The sequence below is a fragment of the Chamaesiphon sp. OTE_8_metabat_110 genome, assembly GCF_031382685.1.
In the GTDB taxonomy this organism is placed as follows: Bacteria; Cyanobacteriota; Cyanobacteriia; order Cyanobacteriales; family Chamaesiphonaceae; genus Chamaesiphon.
The window spans coordinates 1-11890 of the sequence record NZ_JANMZA010000597.1 but is presented as its reverse complement, the minus strand read 5'-3'; the positions used below and the strand labels follow the sequence as shown (position 1 = coordinate 11890).

The 11890-nt window shown below is 46.5% G+C and carries 11 protein-coding genes; 6 read left to right on the top strand and 5 right to left on the bottom strand.

Going from position 1 to position 11890, the window contains the following annotated elements; all coding sequences use genetic code 11:
* Window positions 1-427: 427 nt before the first annotated feature.
* Entirely contained in the window at window positions 428-760 is a 333-nt protein-coding gene (locus tag RMO52_RS21535) for a hypothetical protein (protein ID WP_310418405.1), read from the top strand.
* 164 nt (window positions 761-924) lie between these two features.
* On the opposite strand, the gene RMO52_RS21530 is transcribed toward RMO52_RS21535, so the two are convergent.
* Window positions 925-1671: a creatininase family protein gene (locus RMO52_RS21530; protein WP_310418402.1), complete on the bottom strand. Its 747-nt coding sequence runs from the start codon at window positions 1669-1671 to the stop codon at window positions 925-927.
* A 330-nt stretch (window positions 1672-2001) separates the two neighbouring features.
* Here RMO52_RS21530 and RMO52_RS21525 point away from each other — a divergent pair, with 330 nt between their 5' ends.
* Together RMO52_RS21525 and RMO52_RS21520 are read left to right on the top strand one after the other, a co-directional pair.
* Complete coding sequence (locus RMO52_RS21525; protein WP_310418408.1) at window positions 2002-2757, top strand: response regulator transcription factor; 756 nt, start codon at window positions 2002-2004, stop codon at window positions 2755-2757.
* A 142-nt stretch (window positions 2758-2899) separates the two neighbouring features.
* Entirely contained in the window at window positions 2900-4336 is a 1437-nt protein-coding gene (locus tag RMO52_RS21520) for an NAD(P)/FAD-dependent oxidoreductase (RefSeq protein ID WP_310418399.1), read from the top strand.
* A gap of 262 nt (window positions 4337-4598) precedes the next feature.
* On the opposite strand, the gene RMO52_RS21515 is transcribed toward RMO52_RS21520, so the two are convergent.
* Complete coding sequence (locus RMO52_RS21515; RefSeq protein WP_310418397.1) at window positions 4599-5879, bottom strand: TetR family transcriptional regulator; 1281 nt, start codon at window positions 5877-5879, stop codon at window positions 4599-4601.
* Between the two features lie 277 nt (window positions 5880-6156).
* Here RMO52_RS21515 and RMO52_RS21510 point away from each other — a divergent pair, with 277 nt between their 5' ends.
* Window positions 6157-7023 carry a fatty acid desaturase gene (locus RMO52_RS21510; protein WP_310418394.1) on the top strand — a complete coding sequence of 289 codons (867 nt, stop codon included), beginning with the start codon at window positions 6157-6159 and terminating at the stop codon, window positions 7021-7023.
* 260 nt (window positions 7024-7283) lie between these two features.
* Here RMO52_RS21510 and RMO52_RS21505 read toward each other — a convergent pair whose 3' ends face one another.
* A complete protein-coding gene (locus RMO52_RS21505; RefSeq protein WP_309740957.1) occupies window positions 7284-8111 on the bottom strand; it encodes a hypothetical protein in 828 nt (275 codons plus the stop codon).
* Between the two features lie 267 nt (window positions 8112-8378).
* Complete coding sequence (locus RMO52_RS21500) at window positions 8379-9554, bottom strand: TRC40/GET3/ArsA family transport-energizing ATPase (protein ID WP_309740961.1); 1176 nt, start codon at window positions 9552-9554, stop codon at window positions 8379-8381.
* A gap of 338 nt (window positions 9555-9892) precedes the next feature.
* Between RMO52_RS21500 and RMO52_RS21495 the strand changes: the two genes are divergently transcribed.
* Complete coding sequence (locus RMO52_RS21495; protein ID WP_310418389.1) at window positions 9893-10459, top strand: pseudouridine synthase; 567 nt, start codon at window positions 9893-9895, stop codon at window positions 10457-10459.
* Window positions 10460-10519: 60 nt separating this feature from the next.
* Window positions 10520-10960 carry a hypothetical protein gene (locus RMO52_RS21490; RefSeq protein WP_310418386.1) on the top strand — a complete coding sequence of 147 codons (441 nt, stop codon included), beginning with the start codon at window positions 10520-10522 and terminating at the stop codon, window positions 10958-10960.
* Window positions 10961-10990: 30 nt separating this feature from the next.
* Here RMO52_RS21490 and RMO52_RS21485 read toward each other — a convergent pair whose 3' ends face one another.
* Window positions 10991-11881, bottom strand: coding sequence for a LysR family transcriptional regulator (locus RMO52_RS21485; protein ID WP_310418383.1), 891 nt, complete (start codon window positions 11879-11881; stop codon window positions 10991-10993).
* Window positions 11882-11890: the final 9 nt, after the last annotated feature.

Sequence of the window (11890 nt, the reverse complement as noted above, 5' to 3'; positions counted from 1 at the left end):
GCCAATCTGGGGCTGAATTTTGGGATAATTGTCTGACTTGTGGCTGGGGCTGATGAGAGTTGACTCCCACTACCGGAGATTTTGGGGCGCGTGTAACTGAAGTACGACGCTGTGGTGCTGACAAAGACTCGCGATCGGGGGGGATGTTTAGCTGATACATGCGAAGTTAATCAAAATGTAAGTGACTGGAAACGATGTATTTTGAGTTAGATAGCAACTATCGATACACATACTAGCATTGTTCTGCTAATGTAGTCGTGAGAGTCACAGAACCCCATTTCTAGACGAACAAAGATTCCATTTGAGCCAGAGCCAGCTACCACCCGCCCAGAGCGCTACCACTATTCGATTCCGCATGGCGGAGGCTTTGCCAACGAGTCGATACTTCACAGCCGCTCACTGCAACTAACATATCGCTAGTGTTTAGATGTCTCCCAAAATTGCCCGACAAATAATTCAAATCGGATTGGTGGTGAGTGCAAACTGGCAGGTTGTACTCCCAGTTAGAGCCGATAATCTTCCCGCCGATGCCGACATTCCCGAAGAAGTACTCAGAGCTGAAATCATCACCGAAGCTCGATCGCCGATCGATGGCAAACCATTATCTGCTGCCGATTTTGCCGAATTAGTCGTCACGACTCGGCTCCAACTCGAACGAGACAATGCCAGTGTCGCGATTAATAACCCCAAAATCAAAGAAACACTATTTTTACTACGCCTGCGTGGTTTCTTGCGATCGGTTGGAGTGCCGATTAGGTGAGATGGGAGATGGGAGATGGGAGAGGGTAGAGGGTAAAAGGTAAGAGGTAAAAGGTAAGAGGTAAGAGGTAAGAGGTAAAAGGTAAATAGTCTCCCAGTCTCCTAGTTTCCCAGTCTCCTCGTCCCCCAACTCCCAACTCCCAACTCCCATCTCCCATCTCCCATCTACTCTACTAAAAACTCCAAATAACTAGCGGTGAGATCCTTGACGGCGAGATCGAAAAATTGCTTACCGTGTTCTGGGGTAGCTAGACTCGGATCGGAACCCATTCTGCCATCGGGATAACGACGGCGAAAATCTGCCGCACCAAGAATTTTGCGTTCTGAAGACAGATTGTTGGGATCTAATGGCGTAGATTTGACAGTTTCAGGGTAGAGATATTGAGTCAGAGCAACTTCTGAAGGTGTTGCGTGAGAACCCTCGCGATCGCCGTATAATTCCTTAGCTAGACGATAGACACTTCCGCACATAAACCAGTTTGCTGTCTGGCATTCGATTCGATCGATATTAGGAATATTCAGATCGGCAAGATGCGCGTATGCCTCCGAGTAAGCTGCCTTTAGCGTAGCGATGTTACCGCCATGCCCGTTGATAAAAAAGAACTTAGTAAAGCCCGATCTCGCCAAGCAAGTAAGATAGTCGCGAATGACTAAAATCAGCGTACTCGGACGCAAACTAATCGTGCCTGGAAAACCAGTATGATGCAATGCCATCCCGACATTAATCGTCGGTGCGACGAGGGATTGAGTCGCCGTACCGACAGCTTCGGCGATGGCTTCGGCACAGATCGCGTCCGTACCGATCGCGCCTGTCGGCCCATGTTGTTCTGTCGAACCGATCGGTATAATTATCCCAGTGGATGTTTGGAGATAAGCTTCAACTTCCGTCCAAGTACTCAGATGTAAACGCATCACGATCGCCAATTGGTAAGCAGGGGATAGTTACTAGTTTAAGAGATGGGAGATGGGAGATGGGAGTTGGGAGACGGGGGACGGGGGGACTGGGAGATTGGAAGACTATTTACCTTTTACCTCTTACCCCTTACCTTTTACCTCTTATCCTCTCCCAACTCCCAACTCCCATCTCCCGAATTTGTGACTAAGTATTGTGAGAGAGGCGATCGCCTGCTAATAATAAGGTAGCTTTCAAAAACTCTCCGCCCCTGATGTCCCTTACAATTGGTAAAGCCTCTGCCTTTGAAATTTAGAAAATGTTCCCAATTTTTGTGATTATTTGTGATGATGCTCGCACTAAACATGTCGAATCAATCTACGATCCAGCAACTAGGCACCGTCACCAATCGAATTTTAGTAGTAGAAGATGAAGACTCAATTCGAGAATTACTCGTACTCGGCTTAGAGGAAGAGGGCTACGACGTAGTTTCCATCGCGGATGGACACACCGCACTCGCCAAGTGTCAAGCACCCGCAAATCAACTCCAAGATTTTCCTTTCGATCTGATTATTCTCGATCTCATGCTGCCCAAAGTTAGCGGTTTAGATTTGTGTAGATTTTTGCGCTATCAAGGCAATCACGTTCCGATCCTCATTGTCAGCGCCAAAACCACTGAGACAGATCGGGTACTCGGCTTAGAAGTTGGCGCAGATGATTATATTAGCAAGCCATTTAGTATGCGCGAGTTAGTTGCTAGGTGTCGCGCACTACTCCGCCGCCATCGGCTCAATGTCGCAGCCGATACCCCCACACTGCAATTTCAAGACATCACCCTTTATCCTGAAGAGTACCGGGTATTAGTCCGTGGCGTTGGCGTCAATCTCTCACCACGAGAATTTCGACTGCTAGAGCTATTCATGCAAAACCCCCGCCGCGTCTGGGATCGCGAACAATTACTCGATCGCGTTTGGGGGATCGACTTTATCGGCGATCGCAAAACCGTCGATGTCCACATCCGCTGGTTGCGCGAAAAACTCGAAATCGATCCCAGTCAGCCACAGTACATTACTACGGTACGTGGTTTTGGTTATCGGTTTGGATAGATGGGAGATGGGAGATGGGAGATGGGAGACTAATACACACCTTCTTACCTTTTACCTCTTACCTCTTACCTTTTACCTCTTACCTCTTACCTCTTACCCCTTACCTCTTACCCCTTACCCCACCCCCCTTTCCCGAAGAATTTTGACTGTAGAATACGACTTAGTAATTATTGGCGCGACAGCCGCCGCTAGGGTAGCCGCGATCGAGGCTGTAAATTTACAGGCGCGGGTGGCATTGGTGGTATCGACGCTTGCTGGCGCACAGATTCATCCTCAGTGCGATTTCTACCCCGATGCGTTGGCACAAATTGCCAAAACTACCCAAACTACTCGATCGCGCCTTCAGTCGCCGACTAGCTACCCTTGGAAGTACGCCGCCGCAGCGATCGACAGGCTGGATTTGCAAACTAATCCGGCTGTCTTGGCAGCGATGGGTGTAGATGTTATTTTTGGGATGGGTGAATTTTGTCGTCGTCCCCAGTTGGCGTTTAATGTGAGCGATCGCTATTTGCGGGCGCGGAAGTATCTCCTGGCGACTGGCTCGATCTCCCACTATCCCTTGATTCCGGGCATTCAAGATGCTGGGTTTGTCGGACTCGATCGATTGCCAGATTTGGCAGAGCGAGAAATCCCCCGGCGCTGGGCGATTATCGGATCTGAAGCCATCGGCGTAGAATTGGCACAAACCTTCGCAAAACTGGGCTGTCAAGTTACCCTGATCGTCGAAACCGCACAGATTTTACCTTATGAAAATCTCGATACTGCCAATCTGATTCAGGCGCAATTAGAAGCTGATGGCGTGCAAATTTATCTCGAAACTACCGTCACGAATGTCAGTAGGCAAGATGGCTCGAAACTATTGGCAACTGGGGGCGAACCCATCGCTGTCGATGAGATTTTCATTGCTTTACCAGATCGACCATTATTAGAGCCATTCAATCTCATCGGTGTCGGTGTCGAATATAGCGAAAAAGGCATTTCAGTAGATAATAAATTCCAAACATCTCATCGTCAAATTTACGCTTGCGGTAGCGTCTGTGGCAATGTTTTAGGTGGTTATCACAGTCAGAGCTTGACTCAGTATGAAGCCAAGATTGCTGTCAAAAATGCCCTATCTCGCCACCCAACTAAAATTGATTATCGTAGTTATAATAACTTGCCGTGGGCGGTATATACCGATCCGCCATTAGCCAGAGTCGGGATGACACTCATGACTGCGGCAAATAGCAACCCTCGCGATCTAATTATCCTCACCAAGTGTTTAAAGACCTCTACTCAGGCAATTTTACACGATCTTAATAGCGGTATTTGTCGGATTGTCGTCACGCGTACCGGACAGCTTGTGGGTGCGGAAATTGTCGGCGAACATGCTCCCGAATCGATTCAAATTTTGGCAATTGCCATTCAACAAAAACTTAAGGTTGCCGATCTGAATGCCTTCCCTTATTTATCGCCGAGTTATACCGAATTTATCTACCAAACTGTCCAAGAATGGTATGTCTATCGTCGCCACCATCAGCACAAATCTAGTTGGCTCGATGTCTGGGAAAGGTTTTGTCAATTATTTTGGTGGAAGTAGCTGGCTAGGTGGTTACTAGTAAGTAGGTAGGTGCAATTTTTTATAAGATAGACTATGCCTGAAACCTAGTTGGTGGGCAGTGCCCACCCTACTGACTGTATTTATCATTACAACAGGCGATTGCTTGATACTTTCGCAGGAGGTCTATTCTTCAACCCAACCTACAGATCCTTGCCTCAAACCCTCGGTAGGGGCAATTCATGAATTGCCCCTACCGAGGGTTTCATCCCTCAATCCAGCAACACTTAATTTCTAAAGTTTATCAATGCCGATCGACATTGAATGCTTGTGCTAATACTGTCAACTCTTTAGCTCGATGTACATAGGGTTCGAGTTGACTGGTTTCCCATCCCGTCAATACCTGCATTGCTTCGATCGATAGTCCTCTCATTATCATTTCTACGCACCAAGTCACTTGCGCTTGCGCGATCGTCGGTGGTGCGCCTGTGGGTGCGATAATTTCATGAGTCGATTGTTGCCAGAGTTGGTGCAAATCGCCTGCTGTTAATGCCGTGTCATCTGAATTGATGAATAGAGCCAGATTAGAATCTTTGCGGCTTCTGAGCCATTGTGTGAGGGGATTTTTGAGATAGGAGCCGTAGCGTTTGCCGAGAATCCATTGATTGACTGGTACTTGCCGGATTGCACCGCGAGTTATTTGTAGAAGTTGCAGATCGTTACTACTGACATGATTCGATCGAGTCAATGCGATAATCTCACTGATACTCAATCCTGTGCCAAATAAAACATACGCCAGCGCATAGGTTTGCAGACTATGTTTTTTGGCTTGTTGAAGGATTTGATGGACGATTGATGCGGGTAAATCGAGTTGAATTGCGGGGGTATCGGTAGGATTAGTTACTGTTGAGTGTTGACTATTTACAGCCATAGCACCCGCCACAAATAACTTCACAACGCGATCGAGAAAATCCGTGCGATCGCGCCATAAGCCATGAAATTCACTAGTTAGTTCGATCGTGGCATAGCCGAATAATAATGTATGCAGTAAACTGGTAAGCTGCTCGATCGGTAATTGTAAATCTGACTGCGATTCACCGATATTGGTTTTTAAATACTTGGCGACGCGGCGATTGGCGCGATCGAAACTGCGTCCCAATCCTTGACGATTTTCGGTGGAATATTGCCCCGACTCGCCAACGAGCGATCGAATGACGGCGGGAGTCTGCTCTAGTGCTTGCAGACAGGTATTGGCGTAGGTGCGGAGCATCTCGGCGAGATTACTGGCTGGCGGCAATTCTGTGCTTAAACTCTGTCCTAATTGCGCGAATACCGCCGCGTCTTCGATTACGGCGAGGAGCAACCCGTGTTTATTCCCAAATTGCCGAAATAACGTGACCTCATTTACCTGCGCCAATTCGGCAATCTGCTTGGTAGTCGTCTCACTTACCCCTTGGTTGGCAAATAATTCGATCGCTGCCTGGATGATTTTTTGGCGGTTGAGATTGCGGGGAGATGGCATGAGGTAAAGGTTTTGGAGATCTGCGAAAATAGAAGTCGCGATGAATGCAAGTGATACTTGCACAAGTTAACAAAACTTGTTAGGATGTAAATGCAAGCGTTACTTGCATACCGTCTTTCTACTATACCTAAAATTAGGTGTTAGGTATTGGGTATTAGGTATTAGGGAAATTACTCTTAGTGGCAATTCAGACCTAAAACCTTCAAATTAGGTATTAGATATTAGGGATTAGGTGTTAGGGAAAGTACTCTCACTGGGGAATTCAGACCTAAAGCCTTAAAACCTAAAACCTAAAGCCTAAAGCCTAAAGCCTAAAACCTAAAACCTAAAACCTAACTATATGACTGTTACTTCAATCGAGAAACGTGGGCACAGCCCAGTCGAAAATGACTCACCGCAACGGGATACGACACCATTAAGCTGGACGAATGTGTTCTTTTTTGGGTCGTTTCATCTGATTGCCTTGGCAGCACCGTGGTATTTTAATTGGTCTGCATTGGGAGCGGCGATCTTCCTACATTGGCTGTTTGGATCGATCGGGATTTGTTTGGGTTTTCACCGTTTGCTCACACACCGCAGCTTTCAGGTGCCCAAACCGCTGGAATATGTCTTCGCAACCCTAGGCGCATTAGCACTCCAAGGTGGGCCGATTTTCTGGGTAGCCGGACATCGCCAACACCATTTGTATACTGAAGATTGGGACAAAGATCCCTACTCGGCAAAACGGGGCTTTTGGTGGAGTCACATGCTATGGATTTTTTACCCAAAATCTAATTTCTTTAAATTAGATGAGTACAAAAAAGCTGCGCCAGATCTAGCAAAAGATGCTTACTACCGCTGGCTCGATAAGTATTTCTTGTTTTTACAAATTCCAGTCGGATTGCTATTGTATGCGATCGGCGGTTGGTCGTTTGTGATTTACGGTGTCTTCGTCCGGGCGGTGATTTTGTGGCACAGTACTTGGCTGATCAATTCGGCTAGTCATATTACTGGCTATCGCACTCATGAGTCGGATGACAACTCCCGCAATCTCTGGTGGGCGGCATTACTGACTTACGGCGAAGGCTGGCACAATAACCACCATGCTTATCCTAATGTGGCTAAAGGTGGTTGGCAATGGTGGGAAATCGATATGACTTGGTGGTCGATTAAATTATTACAAAAGCTCGGTGTCGCTAAACGGGTGATTTTACCACCGACGACTTAGAGAGTGTTTGAAAACTTAGGGGCTTGCAACTTAGTAAGCTACCAGTGGGTTCAGGTTGTGCCTACGGCAGGCTATCGCCAACGACTTCGCTCAACCCTCGGAGGTTGAACGAAGTCGAAACCTGAACCGACAAACATCTAGGATGTTATTTCCACCCAAGTCCCTTAGCTTTATTAAGCATAAACCCCGCCCTTCTGATATGGAAGAGCGGGGTTTCTAAGTAGGATTGTTATGATATGAACCAGATTTAGAATCAACAACTAAAAGCCGTAAGAAAGTCCGATCGATAATACTGGATAAGCATTAAAGCCGCGCAGATCGTTTTCGGTTTGACGCGCTTGATTGTCGAGTTGGGAGCGAGTAAGTGGGTTGTTGTTAAATGCTGGATTGCTGGCTGTGAGCGAAACTTTGGGCGAACCAGTAAACATTACGCCTAGATCCGCATTGAAGCCTAAACCTTCATTGCTAGACTTACCAATCCCGATGCCTAGATAAGGCGCGATCGAGTTACCATAGCTATACTCACCATTGAGAGTACCGACGTTAGCGGCTGAATATTGAGTGCCCGCGATCGTATATGTGCCAGTACTACTGGGTTTACTAGTGAGTGCAAAGCGATTATTTTGAGCGACGATGCCGCCAGTTACCCGGAAACTGCTGCTGGTAAAGGGGTAATAATCGCCAAAGAGCTGTACGCTGCTAAATTTTAGCTGGGCATCGTAATCGATGCCGCTATCGGTACGATTGAGATTGACATTACCAAAGTTAAAACCCAAGCGAGCATTTAGTTGTGGCGTCAATGATTTGTTGACATCGACACCGATGCCGAGCGTGCCAACTCGGGCGGTGACACCGACGCCTAGCGGTTGTCTGGTGTTAGTTGTCCTCTCCTGTTTGAGGGCAATCCGGTTTTGAAGCTGGGGAATAATGGGAGCTAAACCGATATTTAATCCTGCACTGGGTTGAGCTGTAGATCGATCGACGATACCGACTAATTCCCTGGCTGTAGCTGGACTAGCCGCGATTGCATTTAGCAAAAAAATTCCGAGCGAAATAGCTGTGAGACGGCAGTAGGTGAAATGAGACATAGAAGTTACCTCCGCTGATTCGACATTCAATTGGCATGGGTAGTATATTCGAGAAGATACTATCGTTATCTATATACTACCCAGTTACGCGATCGATATATCGATCTCGAATCCATCAGTGGATGTCTGAAAAGTCTAGATTGCTAAGCGCAGACCCTAGAAATTCCCCTTAGAAAGGGGGAATTTTACGGGTCTGAGCAAGCTTGAAAAGGGGGTTTGGGGGATTTAGATCTACGATCCACATCAAAAAACCTTTGCAGACATTCATTAAGCAAATTTAATTTTGAGATAATCCTCATCCATCTTCGCCCCAGTCGGTTGGAGTGCCGCTAGAGCTTGTGGTAAGACCATATTCCGACGGTGATTACCGATTCTAATATTCAATTCATCGCCAGTTTTATTGAGTTGAATTTGATCTTTGGCAATCCCTGGTAAATACAGCTCTAGACTATATAAACTATTACCTTCTTGAACGACTCGCAGGGTATTTTCTTGATAGTAAACTTTGCTAGGATCTTCATCGCCATACAGCGTGACTTTGAGTCGATCGAGTGCTTCGAGTCCGCAGAGTTCCTCAGCATACAAAGGTACTTCCTTCACTGGCAAAGGATGAAAATTCTCGTGAATTTGTTGGCGATATGTCTCTTGATTTTCCTTCCAAGTTTTGAAGAAGGGATCGGTAACTGTTGCCGGAATAATCCGATTGGCAATAATTAAATCAGTCGAGACATTATACAAACTCAAATAAGCATGAGCGCGGAGCGATTCTTTGATAACCATCTTTTCGGGATTAGTCACCAACCGGACCGAAGAGACGGTATTATCCATCAAAATCTTCTGCAAAGCTTCGATTTGCTCGTAAAATTCATAGGGCGCATCCATCACTTCCTTATTCGGCAATGAGAACCCCGCGATCGGTCGAAATAACGGCTCTACTAGTGGTCTGAGCGCGACCGAAACTGCCTGTAAAGGCTTGTAAAACTTCCGCATGTACCAACCGCCGACTTCGGGCAAACTCAGCAGTCTCAGGGCAGTTCCTGTCGGTGCGGAGTCAATAATCAGCACATCATAGATTCCTTCATCGTAGTGCCGTTTCATCCGCACTAGCCCAAAGATCTCATCCATCCCTGGTAGGATTGCCAATTCTTCAGCTTGTACCCCTTCCATCCCGCGCGCTTGCAATACTTGGGTAATATAGCGTTTCACCGCTCCCCAGTTGCCTTCGAGTTCTTTGAGGGCATCCAGTTCCGCGCCCCACAGGTTCGGACGAACTTCACGCGGATCGTGCCCCATCTCCATGTCAAAGCTATCTGCTAGGGAGTGAGCGGGATCGGTACTCAGTACGAGGGTACGATAACCGAGTTCGGCACATCGCAACCCAGTCGCCGCCGCAACGGAGGTTTTACCCACACCACCTTTGCCCGTCATCAAAATTAAACGCATATTCTCTGTTGTTCTGTCCGAGTAATCTTTTGGCGCAGCCTCTAGTCAGAGAACATCGCTAGTTTCGATCTTAGCGGTTTTTGCGCTGGGAAGCTATTACCCTAGAACGTCTGGGATCGGGTTAAAATTCGAGTTAATCGATCGTGACTAGCGGTAGGAGTGAGACAATAAACTTGGAAGTCTGGATCGATCGGCTTGTATAATCGATGTTGCTGCTTTCGATTGAAATTTGACAATGAAACATCGTTGGCAAGCAGTGCGTAGGCGGGTGATTTTGTTGGTTTTCGGGCGATTTTTTCAATTCAACTGTTTCTATTCACTATTCACTATTCACTAACTTGCGTTACATCCTCTTCTACAAACCATACGGTGTGCTGAGTCAGTTTACTGATGAAGAAGGCAGACAGACGCTCAAAGACTATCTTCCCGTCCCCGATGTGTATCCCGTCGGGAGACTAGACTGGGATAGTGAAGGCTTGGTGCTACTGACAGATGATGGCAGACTGCAACATCGTCTGAGCGACCCCCAATACGGACACCCACGCACTTATTTGGTGCAGGTGGAGAAGATTCCCGATCCTACCGCGATCGAGCTACTAGCGACTGGTGTCGCAGTGCAAAACTATCGGACTAAACCCGCACGAGTTAAGTTATTAGCTGCCGAACCCGAGCTACCACCGCGAGATCCACCAATTAGAGAGCGTCAACATATTCCTACCGCCTGGTTGGAATTGACTTTAACTGAAGGCAAAAATCGCCAGGTACGGCGGATGACAGCCGCCGTCGGTTTCCCAACATTAAGATTGGTAAGAGTCGCGATCGGGTTACTATCACTTGAGGGTTTATCATTAGGATCTTGGCGAGATCTAACCAGTGCTGAGGTGAAAGCCTTGAAGCGAAAATAAGAAATTATCTACCAGCACTACCACCGATCGAGTCAGTCTTTTGGGACTAATATAGTTGATATGCAGGCGATCGAGTTATCTCATAAATCCTCACTTTACTGGCGATCGATGCTCATTATCCCGATCGTCATTTTATTATTGTCATTGCAATCATGTGGCGCAGCTAATAAAAATGGCGCGGCTACACCTGAAAAAATAGTCGATGGATATCTAAGTGCGCTCGAAGATCGGAATGAGAATGCGCTCCGCCGCTTGATGCCAGAAGAGTCCATTGCTGCACCAGAAATTGCTGCCAAAATTGCTAAATTCGGCGGACATAAAATTCGAGAGCGTCAAGTTGAATATCTTAAATCGAAACCAACTTTGTGGAATGCGAAGCTCCGTGGCTCTTATATCGATCGAGCGGGAGTGAAATACAAATTTGATGACTCGATCGCGATCGAATATCAAAGTAAGGGTCAAGTAAAATTGTATGGCGGACGGTGGTATTTATTGCTTTAAGATCTAAGTAATTAATTAAAACTACTGCTGTCAATTTGTGCCTAAAACAACTTCTAAGAATCTATTTACTATCGGCGATCGATCGCCAATCCGCCATACTAACGCAATCTTAGCTAACTTATCGATGCTCGTAGTCTGGGAACGAATTGGCTTGTAAATTACTCCTTGACGTTGTGCTTCTTGGATTGATGCGGGTAAAATAGAGATGCCCAGATTTGCTGAAACCAGACTGACTATCGTCTGCATTTGAATACATTCTTGAACTACTTGCGGACTAAACCCCGCCGCCTGACAAATCGAAATAATTGGATCGTATAATCCTGGTGCGAGTTCGCGGGGAAATAAAATAAATGGCTCTGTTGCTAACAATGTTAAATCGATCTCATCTAATGCTGCTAAATGGTGATTAGTAGGCAAAGCAATCACAAAAGATTCCTGAAAAACTACCTGAGTCACAAAATCTCGATCGATAATCGGCGGACGGATCGAGCCGATATCGATTCTACCCTCGCGCAGCCAAATTAATTGGCGATCGGTAGTCAATTCGTGCAACTCAATCTGAACATTGGGGTAGCGATCGCGAAACTGCTGGAGCATCACTGGTAAAATATTATAAGTTGCCGAACCGACAAACCCGATCGAGATTTTACCGAGTTCGCCGCGACTGGTTTTTCTACCAATATCGATCGCTCGATCTAGTTGTTGCAAAATTTGGTTGACTTCAATTAAAAATGCTTGCCCCGCAGGTGTCAGCGCTACCGATCTATTAGTGCGGATAAATAGTTTAAATTCTAACTCTGCCTCTAAATTTTGAATTTGTTTAGTTAGTGGCGGCTGTGAAATATGTAATTTTTCTGCCGCTTTGCCAAAGTGCAATTCTGTGGCAACAGTTTTAAAATAACGTAAGTGTCGCAGCTCCATAAATCAGAT

What these genes read in the sequence shown, in the direction of transcription:
- RMO52_RS21530 (WP_310418402.1), bottom strand. Translation starts at nt 1,671, where the DNA reads ATGCGTTTACATCTGAGTACTTGGACGGAAGTTGAAGCTTATCTCCAA.
- RMO52_RS21500 (WP_309740961.1), bottom strand. Translation starts at nt 9,554, where the DNA reads ATGCGTTTAATTTTGATGACGGGCAAAGGTGGTGTGGGTAAAACCTCC.
- RMO52_RS21525 (WP_310418408.1), top strand. Translation starts at nt 2,002, where the DNA reads ATGCTCGCACTAAACATGTCGAATCAATCTACGATCCAGCAACTAGGC.
- RMO52_RS21535 (WP_310418405.1), top strand. Translation starts at nt 428, where the DNA reads ATGTCTCCCAAAATTGCCCGACAAATAATTCAAATCGGATTGGTGGTG.
- RMO52_RS21490 (WP_310418386.1), top strand. Translation starts at nt 10,520, where the DNA reads ATGCAGGCGATCGAGTTATCTCATAAATCCTCACTTTACTGGCGATCG.
- RMO52_RS21485 (WP_310418383.1), bottom strand. Translation starts at nt 11,881, where the DNA reads ATGGAGCTGCGACACTTACGTTATTTTAAAACTGTTGCCACAGAATTG.
- RMO52_RS21505 (WP_309740957.1), bottom strand. Translation starts at nt 8,111, where the DNA reads ATGTCTCATTTCACCTACTGCCGTCTCACAGCTATTTCGCTCGGAATT.
- RMO52_RS21510 (WP_310418394.1), top strand. Translation starts at nt 6,157, where the DNA reads ATGACTGTTACTTCAATCGAGAAACGTGGGCACAGCCCAGTCGAAAAT.